Below are 24,318 nucleotides of genomic sequence, written 5' to 3'. Positions count from 1 at the left end.
GTGTGGATGTTTCAGACGACCTCAATCTGGTATTTGAGGTCGTCTGAAAATCAGGCTCGGTCATTATAAAGCCAGTTTTCAAATAATTCGCGGTCGGTGATGTAGAGGACGGCGGTGTCGGCTTCGGCGGCTTGGACGGTGATGTCGGCGACGTACAGGATGCCGGTGCGGAAGTAGTGGAGGCGGGCGGTGGCGCCGATGGGGAGTTGCGCCCACTGTGCTGCAAGGTCGGTGCAGGCGTAGCCGTCGATGGCGATGATTTTGTCCTGCGGGCAGAGGGCGGCGTTTTCCGCGCTGCCGCCGTTGAAGACGTGGGTCAGGGTGGCGTGGTCGCTGTTTTGTTTGAACCTTGCGCCGAAGTCGGATACGGGGGCGGGCGTTTCGGTTGGCGGTTCGGACAGGAATGCGCCGCCGTGGCTGCGCGGCTGTGCCTGCCATTGCAGTCCGATACCTATGGTGGCGAGGAGTTCGGCAAGGGGCAGGTCGGCGGTGGTGTAGAGGGTCGTCTGAAAAAAGTCTTCGAGGTCCAGACCGGTAAACACTTGGCAACGGGCTTGCCATTGTTTTTCGGGGATGCCTTGACGGGTGTCCAGCCAATCGCGGTAGTGTTGCTGCATGACGCTGTCGAGGGTGTGTCGCCCGCTGCTTTTGTTGCGGATGGCGAGGTCGAGGCAGAGGGCGGCGAGTGCGCCTTTTTGGTAGTAGCTGACGATGGCGTTGGGGCTGTTTTCGTCTTGTTTGTAGAATTTGTTCCAAGCGGTGAAGCTGGATTCGGCAAGGCTTTGTTTCAGACGACCTTTGGTTTGCTGAATGCGGGTGATGCTTTGGGCGAGCAGGCGCAGGTAGGCTTCGGGGGCGATGGTGCGGCTTCGGGCGAGGAAGAGATCGTCGTAGTAGGAGGTGATGCCTTCAAACGCCCAGAGCTGCTCGGTGTAGTTTTCGCGGTCAAGGTCGTAGGGGGCGAAGGCGGCGGGTTTGATGGATTTGACATTCCAAGCGTGGAAGTATTCGTGTGAGAACAGTCCGAGCAGTTGGGTGTAGGCGTCGTTGGCATCGGTCATGCCGTGCGGCGGCAGACTGTGGCGGTCGGCGAGCAGGGCGGTGCTGCTGATGTGTTCAAGTCCGCCGTAGATGTTGTCGCCGACGTGGAGCAGAAAGAGGTAATGCGTGAACGGGGCAGGGGAGGGGAACATGGCCAATTCGGTTTCGCAGATTTTGCGAATGTCTGACACGAGACGGTTGCGGTCGAAATCGGGATAGTGGCCGCTTAAGGCGATGCGGTGCGGGATGCCGCCGGCTTCAAAATCGAGAAATTCGATGTTGCCCAGTTCGACAGGGTGGTCGATTAAGTCGTGGTAGGAGGTCGTCTGAAAGCTATGGACGTTGGTTTGGGGTAGGGTGGTGGCAATCCGCCATGTTTTTGGCAGTGTCGGGAATTCGATTTGGTGTGTGCTGTTTTCGTGTCCGTTCACCTGCAAAAAGAGGCATGCACCGTCAAAGAACCCGCGTTCGGCAGTCAAAAACGAGCCGCGGACGGACAGGTCGTAGGCGTAAACGGTGTAGTAAATTTCCCACTCGCCGGACTGCGGGGCAGTGTGCCATCGGTTTTTTTTGACTTGGGTCAGATGGGCATATTCGCCGTTGCAAAAGGCGCGGATGGTGGTGATGTGGCGCGAGAAATCGCGTATCAGATAGCTGCCGGGAACCCAGTTCGGCAGGCTGATTTCTGTTTCCAAATCATGTTCTTGTCGGAAGGTTAGGCGGATATGCCACTCGTGGGCGAGCGGGTTAGGGGTGATTTTGTAATTAATCATGACTATTAATGCATTTGTTAAATTTTATGAATAAAAAAGTCGAATTATGCAGTTTGATTTATATCGATAAACTCCCCTTCACAAGGGAGGCTTGAAAAAATAAAGTGGCGCTGCCGGGAAGGTTGTTAAATAATAATATGATTATAAAGTAAAAAATATAAAAAATCGATAAAGCCGCCAGATGGAGTGAAATGTAATTCTGCTTGGCTAGGCTTGTCTTATATGTTAAATTTAGAAAAATTTAAACCTAGCCCTTATTGCGTTTGTTCAAAACGCATACGGCAAAGTGAGATAAAAAATTTTTATTCCCATAATTCATGGAGACTCTCATGGACACACAAACTTATAACTACAAAGTGGTGCGCCAGTTCGCCATCATGACCGTAGTTTGGGGTATTGTGGGCATGTTGGTCGGCGTCATCGTTGCCGCCCAATTGTTCGCCCCAGCCCTTGATTTATCAGATGTCGGCCCTTGGTTCCACTTCGGTCGCCTGCGTCCGTTGCACACCAATGCGGTGATTTTTGCGTTCGGCGGTTGCGGTCTGATGGGTACATCATACTACGTTGTTCAACGTACCTGTAATGCACGCCTGTTCGGCGGTTGGCTGCCGGCATTTACCTTCTGGGGCTGGCAGGCAGTTATCGTTGCGGCAATCGTCAGCCTGCCTTTGGGTTATACCCAAGCTAAAGAGTATGCCGAATTGGAATGGCCTATCGACATCCTGATCGCTTTGGTTTGGATTGCTTACGCCATCGTATTCTTCGGTACGATTGCCAAACGTAAAATCAAACACATCTACGTTGCCAACTGGTTCTACGGCGGCTTCATCTTGGCTGTCGCACTGTTGCACATCGTCAATAACATCAGCATCCCTGCCGGTCTGATGAAATCTTACCCTGTTTACGCCGGTGCAATCGATGCGATGGTTCAATGGTGGTATGGCCACAATGCCGTAGGTTTCTTCCTGACAGCAGGTTTCTTGGGCATGATGTATTACTTTGTGCCGAAACAGGCAGGTCGTCCGGTTTATTCTTACCGCCTGTCCGTTGTCCACTTCTGGGCTTTGATTTTTACTTACATGTGGGCAGGTTCCCACCACTTGCACTATACCGCGCTGCCTGACTGGACTCAGTCCTTGGGTATGGTGTTGTCCCTGATTCTGTTCGCACCTTCTTGGGGCGGTATGATTAACGGTATCATGACCTTGTCCGGGGCATGGGACAAACTGCGTACCGACCCTATTTTGAAGTTCTTGATCGTCTCCCTCTCCTTCTACGGTATGTCCACCTTCGAAGGTCCGATGATGTCCATTAAAACCGTCAACGCTTTGAGCCACTACACTGACTGGACCGTTGCACACGTTCATGCCGGCGCATTGGGCTGGGTGGGCTTCGTGACCATTGGTTCCGTGTACTACATGATTCCACGCCTGTTCGGTAAAAATGAAATGTACAGCACCAAATTGGTGGAAGCACACTTCTGGATTGCGACCATCGGCGTGGTTCTGTATATCGCCTCCATGTGGATTGCAGGGGTATTGCAAGGTCTGATGTGGGGTTCTCTGAATGCGGACGGTACTTTGACCTATTCGTTTGTAGAGTCAGTTAAACGCACCATGCCTTTCTACATGATTCGTTTCACCGGCGGCCTGCTGTACCTGAGCGGTATGTGTATCATGGCATACAACGTTTACCGTACGGCCATCAGTGGCAAAGCGGTTGATGCCGAGATTCCCGTGGTGTCTCAAACCCAGCACCACTAAAAACATAAGAAAAGGCTACCAAAATGAAATTACAACAATTAGCTGAAGAAAAAGTCGGCGTCCTGATTGTATTTACCCTGCTTGTAGTCAGCGTAGGCCTGTTGATTGAAGCCGTGCCGCTGTTCTTTACTAAAGCTGTCACCAAGCCTATTGAAGGTGTGAAACCTTATAACGCTTTGCAAGTGGCTGGTCGCGACATCTATATCCGTGAGGGTTGTTACAACTGTCACTCTCAAATGATCCGTCCGTTTCGTGCGGAAACCGAACGTTACGGTCATTACTCCGTTGCCGGCGAGTCTGTTTATGACCATCCGTTCCAATGGGGTTCCAAACGTACCGGTCCGGACTTGGCACGTGTCGGCGGCCGCTATTCCGACGAATGGCACCGCATCCACCTGCTGAATCCGCGCGACGTTGTGCCGGAGTCCAATATGCCCGCTTTCCCATGGCTTGCCCGCAACAAAGTCGATGCCGAAGCAACCGTGGCGCATATGAAAGCCCTGCGTAAAGTCGGTACGCCTTACAGCGACGAAGAGATTGCTAAAGCGCCTGAAGCCTTGGAAAACAAATCGGAGCTGGATGCGGTGATTGCATACCTGCAAGGCTTAGGCTTGGCATTGAAAAACGTAAGGTAACATCATGGACGTAAACTGGGCACGCTCGCTCTTTACTGTTTGGGTTTTTATCAGCTTTATCTTAGTGCTTTATATCGTTTTCAACCGACGCAATAAAAAGAACTACGATGATGCCGCCAACAGTATTTTCGAAAATGATGAGGATAAAGAGTCGTCTGAAAAAGACGGGCGATAACAGTTTAGTCCGTGATCACGGAGCAAAATAATGAACACATCACCCCAATTTACCAGTAATTTCTGGAATATATACATTGCAGTCATCGTCGTGCTCAGCTTTATCGGCTTGGCATGGCTGCTGCTTTCCCAAAACGTTGTGAAGCGTCCTAAAAAGGGCGAAGAAGTCAAAACGACAGGTCATCAATGGGACGGTATCGAAGAATATAACAACCCGTTGCCACGCTGGTGGTTTTGGCTGTATGTCTTTGTCTGGCTGTTCGGTATCGGCTATCTGGTCATGTATCCGGGTTTGGGCGATTATGAAGGCCAGTGGAAATGGAGCAGCCACGGACAATATGATCAGGAAATGGCTAAAGCAGACCAGAAGTACGGCAAAGTTTATGCCAAGTTTGCTAATATGCCGATTGAGCAAGTGGCAAAAAATCCTGAAGCACGCGCCATCGGTCAAAACCTCTTCAATACCTACTGTATCCAATGTCACGGTTCTGATGCCAAAGGTTCCAAAGGCTTCCCGAATTTGACCGACAACGATTGGTTGTGGGGCGGCGAACCTGAGAAAATCCATGAGACCATTGAAAAAGGCCGTACGGCGACGATGGCAGCATGGGGTCCTGCGTTGGGTGAAGAGCGGGTAAAAGATGTGGCAAACTATGTCATGTCCTTATCTAAATCCAAAGACCAATACGATGAAGAACGTGCCGCACGCGGTAAAGTATTGTTCAGTGGTCCACCGGCAAACTGCTTTACCTGTCACGGCGACAAAGGTCAAGGTATCCAAGGACTGGGTCCGAACCTGACCGACAACGTATGGCTGTGGGGCGGTACTCAAAAATCGATTATCGAAACCATCACCAACGGCCGACACAGTCAAATGCCGGCTTGGGGTCGTTTCTTGGATAAAGACAAACTCCACATCATGACTGCGTATGTATGGGGTCTGTCCAATAAAGACGGCAAAGTGCCCGTGAAAAAAGCCGAACCTGCTCCCGCACCGGCACCTGCTTCTGCTGCCGCATCATCCACTGACGCTTCATCTGCGTCCGCACCTGTACAAGCTGAAAAAGCAGCTTCAGCAGCTGATGCAAAAGCGGCCGCTCCTGCCGAAGCCAAGCCGGCAGAAAAAGCAGATGCTTCTTCTGCCAAAGTGGACGGTAAAGCCGTTTTTGAAGCCAACTGTAAAATGTGTCACGGCGGTACCATCCCCGGTGCTCCAGGCATAGGCAAAAAAGACGAGTGGGCTCCGCGTATCAAACAAGGTAAAGATACCCTGCACAAACACGCGCTCGAAGGCTTTAAATCCATGCCTGCCAAAGGCGGTAACACAAGTCTGAGCGATGACGAAGTCAAAGCAGCGGTTGACTATATGGCCAACCAATCCGGCGCTAAATTCTAAACCATAGAAATTAAAACGCACCTTTTCATAAGGTGCGTTTTTTTATGGGGTCGTCTGAAGTTGCTTTCAGACGACCTGAAGTTCATCCCGTACTTTCATTAGTGCGAAACCAAGTAGGTTCAAACCCCGCCATTGCAATGGATTTTGGGCGCGTGGATCATCTTGGGCAAGTCCGATTCCCCAGATTGCGTCAACCGGGCTGGCTTCTACTAGGATGCGGCTGCCGGTGCCAAGCAGAAAGCGTTTCAAATCGGGGTGTTGGATGAATTTGGCACGGTTGCCTTCGCAAACGATATCGAAGCGGCGGGCATTCCAAATATCGTTTTTAAAACCGATGACTTGTCTTCCCAAATCCTTAGCCTGTTTGGGATGGGCGGAAGCGATGATTTGGCGGCGGATATCGTCTGCGCCGAACAGCCTCGCCTTTTCTGCCATCATATAGTGTTCGGCAGTCGCATAGCGGATGCCGTCGATTTCAAAGGGCGTAGGATACCATTGGCTGAAGACGGCTTTATCTATCTCATTTTTATGTTTTGGCGTGTGTCCCCAGAAGTATAGATATTTCAATTTTTCTTTGCGCTGGTAGGCGGCTTTCAAATCAACAAGAGAGTAGAGGGCAGGCATAGTATTTCTTTCTTATTGCGTATTAAATTCAAATCGATAGAGCGTTGCGTGATTTAAGACTCATGATATGTGCAGGCGCACTAGATTAACCTTAAATCAGGATGGGACTAAACCTCAGAGAATACAGATGGTATAGTGGATTAAATTTAAATCAGGACAAGGCGATGAAGCTGCAGACAGTAAAATAGTACGGCAAGGCGAGGCAACGCTGTACTGGTTTAAATTTAATCCACTATATATTCGCTATTCATGCCATTACCGATAGAAAAAGGTCGTCTGAAACAGGTTTTCAGACGACCTCTGTTATTTAAGGCTTATTTCCAAACCAAGAGCGCGTGGTTGCGTTTGCCGCGCCGTACGATGGTGTATTTGCCGAAGCGTTTGTGTGCGTCGGTCAGCAGGTAGGCGTCGTCGGGGCGTTCGGCAGAGTGGTTCGGGTTGTTCAATTCGGCGGCTTGTCCGTTGAGCAATACCGCTTTGCTGTTCACAAAACCGCGCGCTTCTTTGTTGGAAGATGCCAAGCCGGTTTTGACTAAGGCTTCAACGACGTTGAGGTCGTCTGAAACTTCAAATGCGGGCAGACCGTCGAGGGCGAGCTGTTCGAAGTCGCCTTCGGTCAGGCTGCTTTGGTCTTCGGCAAACAGGCTTTCGGAAATGCGCTGCGCGGCTTGCAGGGCGACTTCGCCGTGAATCAGGCGGGTCATTTCTTCGGCGAGGATGCGTTGCGCTTCGGGCTTGGTGCCGCTGGCTTGGTCTTTCGCTTCGATGGCGTCGATTTCCTCGATAGACAGGAAGGTGAAGTATTTCAGGAATTTATACACATCGGCATCGGCAACTTTCAGCCAGAACTGGTAGAACTGATACGGAGAAGTTTTCTTCGCGTTCAGCCATACCGCGCCGCCTTCGGTTTTGCCGAATTTGGTACCGTCGGATTTGGTGACCAGCGGCAGGGTCAGGCCGAATACTTGTTTTTGGTTCAGACGGCGGGTCAGGTCGATACCGGCGGTGATGTTGCCCCATTGGTCGGAGCCGCCGATTTCCAAAACCGCGCCGTGACGCTTGTTCAATTCGGCAAAGTCGTAGCCTTGCAGCAAGGAATAGGCGAACTCGGTGAAGGAAATGCCCACATCGTCGCGCTCGATACGTTGTTTGACGGATTCTTTGTTCAACATGGCGTTGACGGAGAAATGCTTGCCGATGTCGCGCAGGAAGTCGAGGCAGTTCATGCTGCCGAACCAGTCGGCGTTGTTCGCCATAATGGCGGCGTTTTCGCCTTCAAAGCTCAAAAACGGTTTCAGTTGGTTGCGGATGCTTTCTACCCAGCCGGCAACGGTTTCGGCGGAATTCAAGCTGCGCTCCACTGCTTTGAAGCTGGGGTCGCCGATCATACCGGTCGCGCCGCCCACCAAGGCAATCGGCGTATGTCCCGCCTGTTGGAAACGACGCAATGCCAATACGGGCAGCAAGTGTCCGATATGCAGGCTGTCGGCAGTCGGGTCGAAACCGCAATAGAGGGCAATTTTTTGTTCGTTCAACAAAGCGTCTAAGGCTTCGATGTCGGTGGTTTGCGCGATAAGGCCGCGCGATTGTAGGTCTTGGATAACTGATTTCACTGAAATTCCTTTTATATAGTCGTTATATAGTCGGTGTTTCAGACGACCTTTTCTATACCTTAAAATATCGGAGGTCGTCTGAAAAATTAAAAATCTTTATCTGCCAGTGGATAGTCTTTTGGGGTGCTGTAATATCCTTTGGCAGAGTTATAGGTGGCAATAAAGACTTTATTGGTGTATTTTTTCGAGCCGTCAAAACCAGATACCGTCAATTGAAGCGGGTAGAAACCGGCACTTGTTTTACCGTCTTTTAGTATTTTGATTTTAGAAGAAAGGTTGTACAGTTCGCTCAAGCATTTACGTCGTTCGGCAGCGGTGTTTTTACGACCTTTATAAAAATTTTCCGAGCAGTCGCCTAATGCCCCCGTATTTTCTGCTTCTGCCGTGATACTGCTTTTTGTGATTTTTTTCGCGCCGTCATGAACAAACAATTGATAGGCAGAACCCGCATAACCATTATGAACATCGCCATGAAGGGTCAGAAATCCCCATTTGTCTTTGCCGAATTCGTGGAACGACCAAGACTTTGCTTCAGGCGCATTACCGAATGAGCCCGCCCAGCCATGTGGTTGCGCAGCGAGAAGTTTCCAGTCGTTGCCAGTCTGTTTCAAAACAAATACGCCCGCCAGACCGGATTGAACGTGCGCACCGTCTGCTACGCCTTTTTCAAAATTAAATGCGTTGCCTGTAAACAGCAGGTACATCAGTTTGCCTTGAGCAGTTTGGCGCGTTTCGCTTTTGGTTTGACGTACACAGTATTGACCATTGTCTTTCACATTGACTTGGTAACATTGGTATTTTTGCGAATATTTCGGATAAAACTTCTGTACGATTTGTTGCGGTGTTTGTGCTTGGACAGTTGAGGCAGCGAAAAATAATGTCATATAGAGAATAGATTTTTTCATGGATAACTTCCTAAGTCCGAAACAACAGAATGATGGTTTTCAGACGACCTCGGTTAGGAAGGTCGTCTGAAAACTTATTGCATTTGGTTTATACGTTGAACAAGAAGTGCATCACATCGCCGTCCTGCACGACATATTCCTTGCCTTCTACGCGCATTTTGCCGGCTTCTTTGGCTTTGGCTTCGCCGCCGAGCGAGACAAAGTCGTCGTAGGAAATGACTTGGGCGCGAATGAAGCCGCGTTCGAAGTCGGTGTGGATGACGCCGGCAGCTTGCGGGGCGGTGTCGCCTTTGTGGATGGTCCAGGCGCGGACTTCTTTTACGCCGGCGGTGAAGTAGGTTTGCAGACCCAAGAGGTCGTAGCCGGCGCGGATCAGGCGGTTCAAGCCTGGTTCTTCCAAGCCCATTTCGGCGAGGAAATCGGCTTTTTCATCGTCTTCCAATTCGGCGATTTCGCTTTCCATCGCGGCGCAAACGGCCACAACCGGCGCGTTTTCTTTTTCAGCCAATTCTTTCAGGCGGTCGAGGTGCGGATTGTTTTCAAAACCGTCTTCGGCAACGTTGCCGACATACATGGCGGGCTTGGCGGTCAGCAGGAACAGCGGTTTGAGCATGGCGAGTTCTTCCGCGTCCAAACCGAAAGAGCGGACGGGTTTGCCTTCGTCCAGATGCGGCAGCAGTTTTTTGCACAGTTCGACCAGTTTTTGCGCGTCTTTGTCGCCTGAGCGGGCGCGTTTTTCTTCACGGACGATGGCTTTTTCGACGCTGGCGAGGTCGGCAAGCGCTAATTCGGTGCCGATGGTTTCGATGTCGGCAATCGGATCGACTTTGCCTGCGACGTGGACGATGTTGTCGTCGTCAAAGCAGCGCACGACGTTGACGATGGCGTCGGTTTCGCGGATGTTGGCGAGGAACTGGTTACCCAAGCCTTCGCCTTTGCTCGCACCTGCAACCAAACCGGCAATATCGACGAACTCGACGATGGCGGGCTGCATTTTTTGCGGGTTGACGATTTTCGCCAGCTCCGCCATGCGCGGGTCGGGCACTTCGACGATGCCGACGTTGGGTTCGATGGTGCAGAAGGGATAGTTCGCCGCTTCGATGCCCGATTGGGTCAGCGCGTTAAAGAGGGTGGATTTGCCGACGTTGGGCAGGCCGACGATGCCGCATTTCAAGCTCATGGTTTTTCCTGAAAAGATAAAAGTTTAACGGCGGATTATAGCATATCGGGGAATGACTAAAACACTGTAAAGGTCGTCTGAAAAACGCGGTTTCCATGCGATGGGAACGGTTTGGCGTTTTCAGATGACCTCGATAATGAGTGGAAAAGTAGTGTGGGCTTTGCCCACGAGAAACATATCGGTCTATTCTGTTTTCGGGCGATGGATAAAGTATCCTGATTTTCGTGGGCAAAGCCTACGCTACGGTTGCGGCGGGTGTTTTATTCAAATTCATAATAAAAGGTCGTCTGAAAACGGACATATCGGGTTTGCTTAGCTGTAATCAGTGTTTTCAGACGACCTCGACGAAGATGGGAACAGGTAGCGTGGGCTTTGTCCGCGAGAAATTATGTTGGTCAATTTTGTTTGGTGTGAGAGGGAAAATATCTTGATTTTCGTGGGCAAAGCCCACGCTACGGTAGTGGCAGACGTTTTATTCAAATTCATAATAAAAAGGTCGTCTAAAAACAAAGGTGGCGAGTTTTTCTAAAACTACTATTTCGTTTTCAGACGACCTTTTGTGTACATATATTTTTAATCAAACAGCAAAATCAGAAACAAAATAACCGCAATCACGCCCAGCCACATGCTTTGCCGCTGCTGCACTTTGACCAAATGGATATAGGCATCGCGCATTTCCTGCTGGCGGTTTTCGTCAACCAGCGCGCTGATTTTGCGCGGTAGGGAAGGGATGATTTGCGCCCAGTCGGGGGCTTCGTTTTTGAGGTTGCGCAAAAAGGCTTTGGGACCGACCTGTTCGTTCATCCACTTCACTAAAAACGGTTTGGCGGTTTTCCACAAGTCCAAATCGGGATCAAGCTGCCGTCCCAAGCCTTCGATGTTGAGCAGCGTTTTTTGCAGCAGCACAAGCTGCGGCTGGATTTCGACATTGAAGCGGCGACTGACTTCAAACAGACGCATCAGTACCAAACCGAAGGAAATTTGCGAAATCGGTTTGTTGAACACCGGCTCGCACACGGCGCGGACGGCGGCTTCCAATTCTTCCGCGCGCGTGTCGGCGGGCACCCAGCCCGATTCGATGTGGGCGGTGGCGACGCGGTGGTAGTCGCGGTTGAAAAAGGCGAGGAAGTTGATGGCGAGATAGCGTTTGTCGTAGTCGGTCAGCGTGCCGACGATGCCGAAATCAAGGGCGATGTAGCGGTTGTCGGCGGCGACCAAAATGTTGCCGGGGTGCATATCGGCATGGAAAAAGCCGTCGCGGAAGACTTGCGTGAAGAAGATTTCCACGCCGTAATCGGCGAGTTTGTGCAAATCAATGCCGTCGGCTTTGAGTTTGGCGATTTCCGATACGGGCGTTCCGTCCATCCATTCGATGGTCAGCACGTCGCTGGTGCAGTAGTCGTAAAACACTTTAGGCACAATCAGCATATCGCTGTTTTGGAAATTGCGTCCGAGCTGGCTGGCATTGGCGGCTTCGCGCATTAAATCCAACTCGTCATGCAGATATTTGTCGAACTCCGCCACCACTTCGCGCGGTTTCAAACGCTTGCCGTCGGCAAACAGACGCTCGACCCAAGCCGCGCCGAAGCGCATCAGCGACAAATCCTGTTCGATAACGGGCAAAAGGTTGGGGCGCAAAACTTTGACCGCCACTTGTTCGCCCGAATGCAGGCGGGCTTTGTGTACTTGGGCGATGGATGCGCTGGCGACGGGTTCGGTTTCAAATTCCGCGTACAGCGTTTCGATGGATTGCCCCAGCGATTTTTCGATTTGCGAGCGTGAAAGCTGCGCGTCAAACGGCGGGACTTTGTCTTGCAGCTTTGCCAGTTCGACCGCGTAATCATGCGGAATCAAATCGGGGCGCGTAGAGAGAACCTGTCCGAACTTGATGAAGATCGGCCCTAAGCTTTCTAAGGCAAGGCGCAGGCGGACGGCCGGCGGTTCGTTTTCGTATTCAGACGACTGCGGCAGCATTTTCAACAGCGTCCGCGCCCAGCCTGGACGGACAAGCGCGGTAAACAGCTCGGCGAGGTGGTAGAGGTAAAGCGTGCGGAGGATGGTTTTGATGCGTTTGAGCCGTTTCATGATTAAGCGCGGAAAATGCTGAAAGTCGAAATTATATAGTAAATAGGCCGTGCCCACACGGAATGGTATGGGGCTAAGACAAGGATGTGAGCGGGAATTGGCTTCGTGCGTGGACGGATGGCATTAGATTCATAGAATCAAAAAGGTCGTCTGAAAACGTTGGACAAAGCTGCTTTTCCGTTTTCAGACGACCTTTGTTTATGGCTCGATATTATTCGCCCAAGAGTGCAATATCCGCTACCGCGTTCATCTGCTCTGCCAAGCGGTTCAGCAGGTTCAGGCGGTTTTGTTTCACTGCGGGATCTTCAGCCATTACCATCACGCCGTCGAAGAAGGCATCGACTTGCGGTTTGACGGAAGCCAGTTCGGACAAGGCGGTTTGGAAATTGCCTTCGGCAACAGCAGCGGCAATTTTCGGCTGCAAGCCTTGCGCGGCAGCGTACAGGGCTTTTTCTTCGTCTTGTTGCAGCAGGCTTTCATTGACTTCGCCCAACTCGGCATCGGCTTTTTTCAGCAGGTTTTGCACGCGTTTGTTGGCGGCGGCGAGCGCGGCGGCTTCGGGCAGTTGTTTGAACGCGGCAACGGCTTGCAGTTTGGCAGTCAAATCGTCCAAACGGCGCGGCTGTTTGGCGAGTACGGCGGCAACGATGTCTTGCGGATAGTCATTTTGTAGCAATACGGCAAGGCGCGCCTGCATGAAGTCGGCGGTTTCAGACGACGTTTTCTCGTTGAGCAAACCTTTTGGGAAGCTGTCGAAGGTCGTCTGAATCAGCTCGTTTACGTCCAAACCATACTGCATCAGCATCCGCAGGATACCCAAGGCAGCGCGGCGCAGGGCGTAAGGGTCTTTGTCGCCGGTCGGAATCAGACCGATGCCCCAAATGCCGACCAAGGTTTCCAGCTTGTCGGCCAGCGCTACGGCGGTGGCAACTTTGCCGTTCGGCAGGTTGTCGCCGGCGAAACGCGGTTGGTAGTGTTGCTCGACGGCTTCGGCGATTTCTTCGGTTTCGCCGTCCAAGCGGGCGTAGTATTTGCCCATCGTGCCTTGCAGTTCGGGGAACTCGCCGACCATTTCGGTCACCAAGTCGGCTTTCGCCAAACGCGCGGCACGTTCGGCTGCGGCGGCATCCGCACCCAAAGCCTTGGCGATGTGGGCGGCGATGCTTTGCAGGCGTTCGATACGCTCGGCTTGCGAACCGATTTTGTTGTGATAAACCACGTTCTCCAGCTTGGGCAGGCGGCTTTCCAAAGTCGCTTTTTGGTCTTGCTTGTAGAAGAACTCGGCATCAGACAGGCGCGCGCGCAAAACGCGTTCGTTGCCTTGGATGATGTGCGACGGGTCTTCGGTTTGCAGGTTGGAGACCAGCAGGAAGCGGTTCATCAGCTTGCCGTTTTGGTCGAGCAGCGGGAAGTATTTTTGGTTTTGCTGCATGGTCAGAATCAGACATTCCTGCGGCACGGCGAGGAAATGCTCTTCAAAACCGGCTTCCAAAACGACAGGCCATTCGACCAGCGCGGTGACTTCGTCCAACAGCGCTTCATCGGCGGCAACGGTGGCTTTCAGACGACCTGCCTGCTCGTTCAAGGCAGTCTGAATCGCGGCTTTGCGCTCGGCAAACGAAGCGACGACTTTACCTTGTTCGCGCATTTGTGCGGCGTAGCTGTCAGCGTTTTCAATGGTGATTTCGCCGCTGGACAGGAAGCGGTGTCCTAAGGTTTGATTGCCGCTTTGCAGGCCCAAAACGCTGACGTTCACGATGTCGCCGCCGTGCAGCACAATCAGCCCGTGAACGGGGCGCACGAAGGTAAACGTGCTGCTGCCCCAACGCATCACTTTCGGAATCGGCAGTTTCTTAACGGCTTGATTGATAATGTCTTCCAAAAGTTCGCCCAACGGCTTGCCGGTTTGGACGTATTCGTAGGCATACACATCCTGCTTGCCGTCGTGGAGGATGGTCAAGTCTTCGATTTTCGCCCCAGCACCGCGCGCGAAACCTTCCAAAGCCTTGGTCGGCGCGCCGTCTTTCATGGCATTCGCCACGGCTGGGCCTTTTTTCACGATTTTCTGGTCGGCTTGCACGGTTTTGACATTTTTGATTTGAACAGCCAAACGGCGCGGCGATGCGTAGGCGGTATATTCGGCTGCACCGTCAATCAGTTGCGTTTTTTCCAAGCCTTCGGCAACAGAAGCGGCGAAGTGGTTGCCTAAATTATTCAGGGCTTTGGGGGGGAGTTCTTCGGTAAGGAGTTCGATTAAAAGGGTTTGGGTTGTCATGGGAGACTTTCTGCTCTTTACATTTGTCGGTTTTAATTTCGTTGAAGCGGATACTTTCAGACGACCTCTGGCTGGAAGCTCCGTCTTGATTTGATTTGTCTGAAAGTTTGGTGATAAAGCCATCGGATCCGCGCGCCGGTATGGTGTGCATTGCCGATGTCTGTTTGATTTGGTGCAGATTATGCCACAATTGCGCCTTCTCTGCGGCGCGATTATTAGAGAAGTTGGTGATAGAAGCGGGTAGAGGGTGATGAAGATAAGAGGCAAAGCTGCCGGATAAGGATAACTTCCTTGTTTTTCGCTGATTTCAAATCAATTTGTCGCTGCATTGGGTAATCGTGTTATGCGCTTTCATATTGGTGCGGGTATGTTTGGCAGGTAAAAAGAAAAAGATAGTGTATTCCACCGTCAACAACATTTACATATCTTAAAGATACACGAGGTCTGCGCCCCGATTTTTCGGGGCGTTTTTTCATGCCGCTGTCTAATTTCGGTATCGGGAACGGTCGTAATCTTTACCTGTTTTATACAGTTGGTAGGCAATAACCGCCAGTTTGCGCATGATGGCGACTATTATCAGCTTCGGAGGCTTTCCCCTCGCTTTGAGGCGGGCTGTAAAGGCTGGAAATGCGTTCATACGGTAAGCGACAAGTGCGGGCATATACAGGGCTTTGCGTGCGTTCTTTTGCCCCTGTTTAGATATTCGGGGCTTTCCTTTGACGCTTGTCCCCGAATCTTTGATTTTTGGATCTAAACCGAGGTATGCGGTAAATTGGTTCTGATTGGCGAAGTCGTAGCGTGTGAGTTTGGTAAGCAGAACGGAAGCGGCGGATTCGCCTATACCGTCTATGGTTTTCAGGCGGTTCTTTTTTTCGTTGTAGGCGGGGTTTTGGCGGTAGAAGTCTTTGAGTTCGTTTTGTACGGTTGCTATAAGCCTGTTCAGATGGTCTATGGTGGTCTGTATGTGATGGCGGATAGTATCGGGTGCGGTTTGGTGTTTGGTCTGCTCTGCGGCTCTCTGCTGCTTAAGGCGGGCTATATAGTCTGTGATGGCTTGGAGGTATTCTTGCTCTTCTGTCGGCGGCTGCCATGCTTGGGGCTGCATTCGTCGGCAGTATTCGGCTATCAGCCTCGCGTCCTGTCGGTCGGTCTTAGTTCGTGTCTGTTCGGCTTCTCTGAAGCCTTTTATCTTGCTTGGATTGACTATGCTTACGATGTGTTTCTGTCTTAAGTGTGCGGCTATGGCTTCGTGGTAGATTCCTGTCGCTTCACAACAGCAATGCACCGCTTTAGCGGTGTACCCCTGTATCCAGTCGTCCAACCGTCTGAATCCGTCCTCTGTGTTGTCAAACCTCCGTTCATAAAAAATGCTGTCTGAAATCAGACAGCAGTCTATGGTTTTCTTTGATACGTCTATCCCTAGGTAGTACATTGTTTTGCCTTATTTATTCAGGCTCGTAGCCTTGTATAGTGTTCAAACTGGGTATGTACGGAAGCCCGCGCTTCTATCTTTTTCCCAAGCTGTGGCTTTGGTCGTGCTTCGGAAGTCGCGGGCTGCGGTTCGGGTCATGAATCCGAACCCCTGAAAGGGAGGTTTTCCCGCTCAGGGCTTAGAACTCTTTTTGCCTTCGGCGACGTTCGCCACGTGGCAGGGGGTGGGGTAAAAAACACACCCCACCCCTTGCGGGCAGCGTCTTTGGGTGGGTTAGCGTCAAGGGGTATCCAAAAAGATTTATAAAGACGATAAAGCCGTCTTTACAAATCTTTCTGGACGCCCTCCCCTTGACTTGTGGTTAGGTGGGCGATTGGGCTGCGAACATTAAAACTCCTGCGGCGCATAATACAAGAAAAATAATAGCAAGACCAAAAATAAAAATGCCAAATTCTTTAATCAACATTTTGAAATAAGCCGTGCCATGCTTTCTATGAATATGAATTATTGCATACACAACCAAACACGAAATAACAAATTCTAATGCGTTCATCGTTTCCCTAATTTATCTTTCCGCCCACATTAGTCAGGGCTTTATCATTGTATCCGTCATACATCAGATTTTGCGGGGCTGCCCCGCCCATTGTCAAGACCTGCGTGGCGTCGGGAGTGTATGCAGTCTGCGTCGGTTTTACCGCTTCTGCCGTCTGCGTTTTGTAGGGGTTGAACGGTAAGCCGTCTTTTACGTAGTTTAGGCAGGTTTGTTTGCCGATATCTTTAATCTTCGTGCCTTGGTCGGTGTAACAGGTGCAACGGTTCTCTGCTTTGATACAGGCGGCAGGCCACGGCATGACTTTGACGGCTTTGTTCATGCCGTCGTATATCGGGGCGGTTTCGGGACGTTCTGCGATACGGGGCTGATAGTCTTCTTCTGTCAGATGGGGCTTTGGCGGTTCGGACGGCATTTGCACCTTTGCGGCTGCGTACTGCCCCGCTGCGCCGTCGTCCGCCGCGGGAGCGGCTGCCGCCTGCGCTTCGGGGCTTGCCGCTGGCGCGGCAACGTGTGCCTGTGCCGTCTTCGCCTGTTCTTCGCCCGAGAATTTGCCCCAAAATCCAGTAAACGACCAAACGCCATAACCGACAAGGCATAGGGCGAGCGGGAACAGCATTAAAAGTTTGCTTTTTTTCGTCCTGATTTTGGTGTGTACTTCGGCGGACTTGTACAGCCCGTACACGCTTTTATCAAGCCTGTACACGCTGATTAGGGCTTCCCTGATGTTTGCCCTGCTTTCAGGGTCTTTTGCGCCGCCTGTCGTCCATTCCATCTTACGACGCAGCCCTAGATTGGTCTTCCCTAAATGCGTGTGATGTTCTATCAGTCCACGCAGATGGACGTCTATCAGGCGGGGATGTTGGGTTATCAGAATGAAATCAAGACCACGGTGTCGGTGTGTTTCGAGTTCGGCGACGTAATCGGGCACTTTCGAGCCGCTTGGTCGCGGTCGGAATATGCGTTGACATTCGTCAACGACGATAATCGCACCCGGAGGCGCCCACTTCGGCCATGTCTGAATGCTTTCGCCTTCGGGTATATCGAAATAGTTTATTTTGTCGTGGTCTAGGTCTTTGATTCCGTCCACGAAGATGGGACGGTCTTTAAAGTCCTTGCGTTTGACAAGATTTGAAACCGCATACAATGTTTTTCCCGCACCGGGAACGCCTGTATATAGGTAAAGCATTTTTTATCCCTCGCTTTTGACGATAGTGGACAGTTTCTTAAAGCCCTTTATCGTTGCTATAAATGTGAATGCGCCAAATATCCAATTCAGCATGACGCCGAAGCCCATGATGTAGACGATTTGCAATGCGTCTTCAGGGAAACCGCCAATATGGTTTTGAACCTGTTGGATAAAATAGGATTGCAACTGGCGAAATCCCGCCACTGTCACAAAAGAAAGCCCTATGGCGGTCAATATTCTGCCTGCCACAGACATTAATACGGCTGTTATCAAACTACCCCAGTTCATAGCTCCTCCAATGCGCCATAGACGAACCATGCACAGGTAAGAATGGTCATCATGATTAAGACAGGTCTCAATTTAGCGGCAAAGTCGCAAAGCGGCTGATAGCTGAATTCGACCTGCCCAAATGCGCCTAAATCCACGCTTTTCGGTTGCGGGCAAACGCCTTCGGTTTGGAAGACGTTTTCAGGTCTAAAATCTAAATCTATTGTGTTTTCAGGCAAGACGATGTCTTCATAGGTCATATCGCCACCCGGCATACATTGCGCAGCATTCGGGTTTTGCTGACAAAAATTCTGCTGCTGATTCTCTTGATTTTGATTTTGCTGCCCTGTCGGACTGTTCGGCTGATTCGGCGTATTCGGACTGTTCGGCGTCGTCGGTGCATTCGGACTGTCGGGCGTTGTAGGTGTATTCGGACTATTGGGTGTTGTCGGTGTGTTCTGTCCTTTATTCGGTGTCGGTATGATTTCGCTGCGTGTCGGGGCGAGCGTGGAATTTGGTTTCAAATCAGGACGCGGAATAATCGTTGTCGTAATTGAACCGTCTCTGTTTATCGTGAATCGTGTTTGTTGAGGTGTATTGCTACCCTGCGGGGTGTAGGGTGCTGAATCGGCGGTCATCGGGGTAAATTCATTCGACGTAGTCGATTTTTCAACGGAATCGCCAATTTTTGACAACTGATTCATCAATTCGGCATGGTTGGTCTGTTGGTTATTCAACATACGCTCTAATATGTCTTTGATATCCTTTTGATTGAGCGTCATTTCTTTGATGATTTTTTGTTGTTCCGCAGGCGTTTGAGAGGTTACTTTTGCTCTAGCATCTTGTAGCTGGGCGTCGTTTGTGATTGGTGTATAGACGTATCCTGCAACTTTGTCATAACCTTCAGGAAGACTACCTTTATACCAACCACTACAAGTTCCACCATTACAATATCCCCAATTATATGAACCATTATATTTATCTATTACCCAAGCATAGCCTTCTATATTAGGTCTTGGTCTAACATTAGAACCTGAACCAATATCGACACGTCTCAAATATAGTTGGGAATAACTACCGTCTTTGTTCTTTGAGGCTTCAGCAAGCATTTTTCCTGATGTCGTCCATCCTTCCGCCTGTTTCGCTGCGGCTGCTGCGCCTTCGGCTGCTTTTTTGGCGGCTGCGGCGGCGATTGCTTCGCCTAATTGACCGCTTTGTTCCTTCTGCATTTGCCATTGATAAAAACGGTCTCCAGCTTGTCTGAAATCTTGAGGAGACGGGCTATCAATCAGACCTAATCCACGTCCTAAATTCCCCAAGGACTCTGCAATTCCTCCAAACAAATTATTTCCAAAGGTACCAGCCATTAAAACACCACTTTCGACAGCACCTTTATAATCTCCTGACCTTATTCTTGCTCCCATCAAACCACTATGTTTATCAACCGCAGCTGCCAATGCACCACCTGCCCAAACGCCATTTATAGTATTCTGCAATTTTGACGAGCTTACAGTCTGCGTTTGTGTCGTTCTAAACGTTCCTTTTTCGCCATAATTGCCCGTTGCGGTTACGGTCTTCGGTTGTGACCCCTTGATGGTATCGCCCGACTTGGTTACGGTCGGTCTGCCGTTGTTTTGGCTTTGCACGCGCCATACGCCCGTTTTCGGGTCGTAGCCTTTTTGTCTCAAGGCTTGCTCAGACGGAAAGCCCGCCCCCTGATGTTGTGCCGGCGGGGGCAGTCCTACTTCTGCACTTACAGGAGCAGCGAATAAAGCAGCAGACAGAACAAGGCATAAGGCAGTATGCCGATGATGAACATTGCTTCGGGTATCATTCTTCATTACTCTTTTCTCTCGTGGATAATATGAATTTGTAGATTAGGTTGACGACAAATACCGTGGCGACGATTGAAACGCACATCATACCTATCTCTTTGCCCAGCTTCTGATATTCCATCGGGTCGCAATCGGGAAAGGTCAGTTTGACTTGCTGTTCGTTATACTGCCATGTAGAGCCGTTAAAAACGGGGTGATGCAGCACCCCGTCTTTGTCTATTGTCGGCACTACACGGGTCATCACTTCGTTTGTCGCCGCTTCGTGTGTGAAATGGCAGACACGGCCGACTTGATAACCCATTGCCATTAACCGCCTTTGCGTACTGCTTTGATAATCAGACCAACAACGACCATTGCAGCAGCAACACCGATTACAACCGCGCCAATAGACGAAACACCCTCTTTCGCACCTGACAATTCAGCTTTGGCGGCTGTAATCAACGCGCTGTCTTCTGCCATTGCAGGCAAAGACATGATGGCAACGGATGCACCGGCTACGGCGTATTGCAGTTTTTGTTTCAGTTTCATTTTGTTTTCCTTTACGAAATGTTGATAAAAAGTAGTTGTGGCGGTGTTTCGGGGTCAATTCAGGGGACACCGCCGAACCCCTGAAACTGGTTTATGCTTCGTCCGAATAGTAGATGTTGTCTTTAAATGCACGGGGAAACACTTGCATGGAGACGATTTGCTGCGGTTTGTACTGCTCGTACTTTTCGGGATGTTTTGTGCGAACTTCGCAAAGGCGGGTTTCTGTGTCTGAACGGATAATCAGACCGACATAGTGGGTCTTGCTGAATGTGCCGTCTTGGTTTTTGCGTTCGCGTGTGAACATACGGTCAAATGCGGCAATGACGAAAATACCTTGTTTGCGTTCGGTTTCTTGAGACATGATGTTTCCTTTCTTTAAAGTCGGGGTTGCTGGTATTCAACGGTTCGGGGGCGGGACGGGAGGGGCGCTCACACACGGCTTGCGCCGTTCGCCTTGCTTCGCAAGTGCGGTTTCGCGCCCATCCCGCCCCCGAACCAAAATCAACGGTTACGGGTTTCGCTACATATTGATGATGGTTTCTCGGTTATAAAACGCCCATTTCGGGCTTAAAAGGGCTGATAGGACGGCGTTGTAATTGTCCTCTGTAATCTTTTTGGGCTTTCTTTCGTAGAAAAGCTCGGCATGTGCCTGTAAAAGGGGTTCAATGCAGATAACCCACTTTTGCAGCTTCTCGCGCCACTGGCGCGAACCTGCGGATACAAACGAAAAATTGCTGTTCGCAATCTTCCACAACTGTTTTTTGTCTATGGTGGTACGAATCAGACGATAGCCTTTGTCTTCAGGCAGACGGCTATCAATGTGTTTGGCGATATATTTGCCGACGTAGCGGGCAAGTCCTTTGCTGTTGGTTTTGACGGGCAGTAGTTCGGATCGTCCGAATCCGTACTTTTCCATGTTTTCACGGAGGACTTGCCAAAGCTGACGCAGATTTTTATTTGCGCTTGTATAATTACGAGCTTGAATTTGTTGGAAATTCAGACCGCGGCGGATGTCTTCGCGGGTGTTGACGATAAGATGAAAGTGAATACGACCGCTTTTCATGCGCTCGTATACGCAGACATAGTGTTCGAAATGCTTTTTAAGAAAGTTTGTGCGCAGGCTGTGAAAGCGGCGGCTTGCCTCTTTGACATCTTGTACGTCGTCGGCAAATGTGAGGGTAAGAAATCCGACCTTTTCAATTCCGAAAACTTCGATGAACTGTCTTACATTCATCTCTAAGGCTGCGGCGGATTTCTTGTGTGAGGTGGAAAATTCGTTAAATTCGGGTTTTGCTGTGTTCGGCAGGTATTTTTCTATGCTTGCGGGTTTTTGCTTTTCCTTGATTACATTGGTATTTTTTGCGTCAATGCAGTTGTTACTATTTAGACAAGGAAGCGCGGCACGCTTCGCGTCCGCTTGCTGCTGAAATTCAATCTGTTGCTGTAAAAACATTTTAGACCCCTCTCAAATGTCGGTTAATCGAATTTGTCAAGGGGTTCTAAATGTGTTTTACACTCCCTTAACGGAAGCGAAATATATAAGGTCGTCTGAAACTGCAAACAGTCTTTCAGACGACCTTTTTTATTTAAAGGAGACGGTCATTAGGATTATTGACGTTTCGCGCCGTAACCACCGATGAGGTGTTCGCTGCCGTCTTGGTTTTTCAGACCGTAAGTACCGCCGATTTCAGCAGCTTTTGCACCGTAGAATTTACCACTCAAATTACCTTTCAGACCTGCTGCGGCTGCTTCAACCGAGCCAAGGAAGAGGTTGCCGTTTTCCCATTTCGCCGCACCTTTCATGTCGTACTTCGCATCGGCTTCGCTTACGCGGCGGCCGTTGGCGTCGAGAGAGTGGAATTGGGAATTGGCAGTTTCAAAGCGTACGCCTTTAAAACCAAAATCGACGATGGCTTTAACATCCGCCGTCAACTGACGGCTTTGATCACCTTTCACAACATAGGCAGTAGTCAATCCGTTGTAAGTTGCCGTACCTTTTTCAGGCAGGTCGGTGAACTTGGTCTCATCGCCTAAGCTTTGATAGCCGTAAATCACACCGGATTTCGGATCAATATAGTGGGCGAAAGTTTGGTAAGTCCAACCGGCAGCGGCAGGATCGTGCATAACGATCTGCGTACCATCAACAAAGCGGATGACGTAGATGCCGTCGAATCGTTTGTCAAACACCAAACCATCGGCATCAGTGCGGAAATAGGCAATTTGATTCATGGAATCTTGAGTATATTTTGTCAAACCTGCACGAAGTTGGCGTTTAAAGTCATACAGTTCTGACAGCTCTTTGATCTTGGCTTCAATTTCTGCAATTTTGTTTGTATCAATACCGTCGGTACCGCCTTCTTTTGCTTTTTTAAGGTTTTCCCGTTCGGTCTTCAATTGTTTGAAGATTTCGACAATACGGTCGTCCAAAGTTGATTTGCCGTATTCGTATTTGGTATTTTTTTCGCTGCCATCTTGTTCGCTGATATCGGCTTTTGTGTTGCCTTTAGAATTGATTTTTGCGATGAGGGAATCGGTGGTTGTCCATTCGGGTTGTGTTGCACTGCCATTCGCATTTTTATTGAATAGTACAATTCCATCCAATTTCACTTCATCGTTGGCTTTAAAATCTAAAGAGCTGATCAAACCGCCTTGGTTTTTATTTTGGTTGTCAGTTTGGAATTTCTCTCCTGTTTCTTTTTGGCGCAATTGAACATTTGGGTTGTCTTGTTGTGCGCTGGCTGAAGAAATGAAGCTGGTGTGCAGCGGTGTGGCAAGGTTTAAAGCTTCAAGCGGTGCTTCATCAATCAAGTCCGCGAGATTGTCAGCGCGGTTATGACTAGGGGTTGCTGCTGCTACGGTATTGCCATTATTGTTGTTAGCGCTGGGGGTGGCATTGCTTGGGCTGCTGTTTTTAGCAGGGCTGCCGTTGCCGCTTGTGCTGGTTGAGCCGGTGGAAAGGGTGGATGCGCCGCCGCTGCCACCGCCGCCACCACAGGCAGACAGGATTGCCGCGCTGATCGCGGTTAAGATGATGGTTTTGATTTTAGTGTTGATTACAGACATGTTGTCCCCTTTTTTGTCGGTTGGAATGGTGCGTTTTTATCAAACAGCATAAAAGCGTTATCATAGATATAATAGACCTTTTGCGAAAGTATCCTGAAGATTTACAATTCCCAAATGAAATACGAAAACCTCATCCAAAGAAGCGACAGGGAATTCAAACGGCTCACAGGTGTAACGCCCGTCCTTTTTCACGAAATGCTGAAAGTCACCACAGAAGCAGAAAGCCGGAAGGTCAAGTCAGGCAGGCCGCATACGCTCAGCTTGGCAGACCAACTGCTGCTTACCCTGAGCTATCTGCGTCATTACCATACCCAACTCGAATTGGCCGCCATCTACGGCCTTTCTGAAAGTAATGTCTGCCGCACCATCCGTAAAACCGAGGACGCCCTCATCCGTTGCAAACGCTTTTCCCTGCCAAAACACAAGAATCTGGGCGATCAAACGGTCATCATTGACGTTACCGAAAGCCCGATTGAACGTCCCAAAAAAACAGCGGCAGTATTACAGCGGCAAGAAAAAGCGGCACACGGTTAAAATCCAGGTCATATACGGCAGAGAAACTGAAAAAATCATCAGCATCCGGACGGGGATGGGTGCTCAGCATGACATGCGTTTAGCCAAGAGGCACCTTGCAGAGCTTTATCCCTACAAAATAGTCATTGCGGATAAGGGTTATCAAGGATTGGCTAAAACCGGATTACAGACCCCGAAAAAGAAATCCAAACATCATCCGCTGAACAAACAGGATAAAGAGGCGAACAGGCGGTTAGGCAAACTCAGAACCGTCATCGAGCACATCAACAGGAAACTGAAGATATTCAAAATCTTGTCGCTGCCTTACCGCAACAGGCGGAAACGGTTCGGGTTAAGGGTAAATCTGATTGCAGGACTGGTTAATGCGATGGGATGAATATTTTCGCAAGAGGTCTAATCATGACAAAAACAAACTGTTTTTTACATTTACTGCGATGATTGTTCTTCGATATGTGG

General features: G+C 50.1%; 22 protein-coding genes and 1 pseudogene. 6 read left to right on the top strand and 17 right to left on the bottom strand.

Translation table 11 applies throughout. From position 1 onward, the window contains the following. Window positions 1–50: 50 nt before the first annotated feature. Complete coding sequence (locus tag ACMYUL_RS02520) at window positions 51–1,814, bottom strand: M61 family metallopeptidase (protein ID WP_070514378.1); 1,764 nt, start codon at window positions 1,812–1,814, stop codon at window positions 51–53. 329 nt (window positions 1,815–2,143) lie between these two features. Here ACMYUL_RS02520 and ccoN point away from each other — a divergent pair, with 329 nt between their 5' ends. From ccoN to ccoP, 4 genes are read left to right on the top strand one after another with little or no spacing between them, the layout of a single operon-like run. Next, window positions 2,144–3,577, top strand: a complete 1,434-nt coding sequence (gene ccoN, locus ACMYUL_RS02515; protein ID WP_415771896.1) for a cytochrome-c oxidase, cbb3-type subunit I — start codon at window positions 2,144–2,146, stop codon at window positions 3,575–3,577. A gap of 23 nt (window positions 3,578–3,600) precedes the next feature. Beyond that, on the top strand, window positions 3,601–4,212 hold the full coding sequence (gene ccoO / locus ACMYUL_RS02510) for a cytochrome-c oxidase, cbb3-type subunit II (protein ID WP_003757996.1): 612 nt from the start codon (window positions 3,601–3,603) through the stop codon (window positions 4,210–4,212). 4 nt (window positions 4,213–4,216) lie between these two features. Then, window positions 4,217–4,387: a cbb3-type cytochrome oxidase subunit 3 gene (locus ACMYUL_RS02505; protein ID WP_003757997.1), complete on the top strand. Its 171-nt coding sequence runs from the start codon at window positions 4,217–4,219 to the stop codon at window positions 4,385–4,387. A gap of 30 nt (window positions 4,388–4,417) precedes the next feature. Then, on the top strand, window positions 4,418–5,782 hold the full coding sequence (gene ccoP, locus ACMYUL_RS02500; RefSeq protein WP_415771893.1) for a cytochrome-c oxidase, cbb3-type subunit III: 1,365 nt from the start codon (window positions 4,418–4,420) through the stop codon (window positions 5,780–5,782). A 66-nt stretch (window positions 5,783–5,848) separates the two neighbouring features. On the opposite strand, the gene ACMYUL_RS02495 is transcribed toward ccoP, so the two are convergent. Then, window positions 5,849–6,406 (bottom strand): NADAR family protein, encoded by a 558-nt coding sequence (locus ACMYUL_RS02495; RefSeq protein WP_415771891.1) that lies wholly within the window; start codon window positions 6,404–6,406, stop codon window positions 5,849–5,851. A gap of 131 nt (window positions 6,407–6,537) precedes the next feature. Between ACMYUL_RS02495 and ACMYUL_RS02490 the strand changes: the two are divergent. Then, window positions 6,538–6,647: pseudogene (locus ACMYUL_RS02490) on the top strand (IS5/IS1182 family transposase); the annotation flags it as partial. 73 nt (window positions 6,648–6,720) lie between these two features. Here the strand turns inward: ACMYUL_RS02490 and tyrS are convergent. The 15 genes from tyrS to ACMYUL_RS02415 all read right to left on the bottom strand — a co-directional run bounded on the left by tyrS (window position 6,721) and on the right by ACMYUL_RS02415 (window position 23,328). Further along, complete coding sequence (gene tyrS, locus ACMYUL_RS02485) at window positions 6,721–8,019, bottom strand: tyrosine--tRNA ligase (RefSeq protein ID WP_415771889.1); 1,299 nt, start codon at window positions 8,017–8,019, stop codon at window positions 6,721–6,723. A gap of 86 nt (window positions 8,020–8,105) precedes the next feature. Next, a complete protein-coding gene (locus tag ACMYUL_RS02480) occupies window positions 8,106–8,924 on the bottom strand; it encodes a hypothetical protein (RefSeq protein WP_415771887.1) in 819 nt (272 codons plus the stop codon). Window positions 8,925–9,012: 88 nt separating this feature from the next. Then, window positions 9,013–10,104, bottom strand: a complete 1,092-nt coding sequence (ychF, locus tag ACMYUL_RS02475; protein ID WP_415771884.1) for a redox-regulated ATPase YchF — start codon at window positions 10,102–10,104, stop codon at window positions 9,013–9,015. A gap of 573 nt (window positions 10,105–10,677) precedes the next feature. Further along, the gene (gene ubiB / locus ACMYUL_RS02470) at window positions 10,678–12,189 is read right to left on the bottom strand and encodes a ubiquinone biosynthesis regulatory protein kinase UbiB (RefSeq protein WP_415771882.1); all 1,512 of its coding nucleotides are present in this window, start codon (window positions 12,187–12,189) and stop codon (window positions 10,678–10,680) included. A 211-nt stretch (window positions 12,190–12,400) separates the two neighbouring features. Next, window positions 12,401–14,464: a glycine--tRNA ligase subunit beta gene (glyS, locus tag ACMYUL_RS02465; RefSeq protein WP_415771880.1), complete on the bottom strand. Its 2,064-nt coding sequence runs from the start codon at window positions 14,462–14,464 to the stop codon at window positions 12,401–12,403. Between the two features lie 484 nt (window positions 14,465–14,948). After that, a complete protein-coding gene (locus ACMYUL_RS02460) occupies window positions 14,949–15,896 on the bottom strand; it encodes an IS110 family transposase (protein WP_070864996.1) in 948 nt (315 codons plus the stop codon). Between the two features lie 361 nt (window positions 15,897–16,257). After that, window positions 16,258–16,449: a hypothetical protein gene (locus tag ACMYUL_RS02455; RefSeq protein ID WP_141763355.1), complete on the bottom strand. Its 192-nt coding sequence runs from the start codon at window positions 16,447–16,449 to the stop codon at window positions 16,258–16,260. Between the two features lie 7 nt (window positions 16,450–16,456). Next, window positions 16,457–17,635, bottom strand: coding sequence for a zonular occludens toxin family protein (locus tag ACMYUL_RS02450; protein WP_070864995.1), 1,179 nt, complete (start codon window positions 17,633–17,635; stop codon window positions 16,457–16,459). 3 nt (window positions 17,636–17,638) lie between these two features. Further along, on the bottom strand, window positions 17,639–17,923 hold the full coding sequence (locus tag ACMYUL_RS02445) for a DUF2523 domain-containing protein (RefSeq protein WP_016687737.1): 285 nt from the start codon (window positions 17,921–17,923) through the stop codon (window positions 17,639–17,641). Further along, entirely contained in the window at window positions 17,920–19,743 is a 1,824-nt protein-coding gene (locus ACMYUL_RS02440) for a virulence factor TspB C-terminal domain-related protein (RefSeq protein ID WP_415771877.1), read from the bottom strand. Before ACMYUL_RS02440 ends, ACMYUL_RS02445 begins: the two co-directional genes overlap by 4 nt. Beyond that, window positions 19,733–20,038, bottom strand: a complete 306-nt coding sequence (locus ACMYUL_RS02435; RefSeq protein WP_070865030.1) for a hypothetical protein — start codon at window positions 20,036–20,038, stop codon at window positions 19,733–19,735. Before ACMYUL_RS02435 ends, ACMYUL_RS02440 begins: the two co-directional genes overlap by 11 nt. A gap of 5 nt (window positions 20,039–20,043) precedes the next feature. Next, complete coding sequence (locus ACMYUL_RS02430; RefSeq protein WP_070864993.1) at window positions 20,044–20,265, bottom strand: major capsid protein; 222 nt, start codon at window positions 20,263–20,265, stop codon at window positions 20,044–20,046. A 91-nt stretch (window positions 20,266–20,356) separates the two neighbouring features. Continuing rightward, window positions 20,357–20,626 carry a hypothetical protein gene (locus ACMYUL_RS02425; protein WP_070864992.1) on the bottom strand — a complete coding sequence of 90 codons (270 nt, stop codon included), beginning with the start codon at window positions 20,624–20,626 and terminating at the stop codon, window positions 20,357–20,359. A 159-nt stretch (window positions 20,627–20,785) separates the two neighbouring features. Next, complete coding sequence (locus ACMYUL_RS02420) at window positions 20,786–21,718, bottom strand: phasyl DNA replicon protein arp (protein WP_070864991.1); 933 nt, start codon at window positions 21,716–21,718, stop codon at window positions 20,786–20,788. A 155-nt stretch (window positions 21,719–21,873) separates the two neighbouring features. Next, the gene (locus tag ACMYUL_RS02415) at window positions 21,874–23,328 is read right to left on the bottom strand and encodes a transferrin-binding protein-like solute binding protein (RefSeq protein WP_415771874.1); all 1,455 of its coding nucleotides are present in this window, start codon (window positions 23,326–23,328) and stop codon (window positions 21,874–21,876) included. Window positions 23,329–23,442: 114 nt separating this feature from the next. Between ACMYUL_RS02415 and ACMYUL_RS02410 the strand changes: the two genes are divergently transcribed. Further along, window positions 23,443–24,238 (top strand): IS5 family transposase gene (locus ACMYUL_RS02410; RefSeq protein ID WP_415771101.1). Its coding sequence is split into 2 segments (ribosomal slippage): window positions 23,443–23,808 and window positions 23,810–24,238, totalling 795 coding nucleotides; the frame shifts between segments, so codons are not numbered across the junction. The last annotated feature ends 80 nt before the right edge of the window (window positions 24,239–24,318 follow it).

Source organism: Neisseria sp. CP9 (assembly GCF_047758525.1).
Taxonomy (GTDB): Bacteria; Pseudomonadota; Gammaproteobacteria; order Burkholderiales; family Neisseriaceae; genus Neisseria.
The sequence above is the reverse complement of the archived record's forward strand: the minus strand, read 5'-3'. Positions and strand labels throughout refer to the sequence as shown.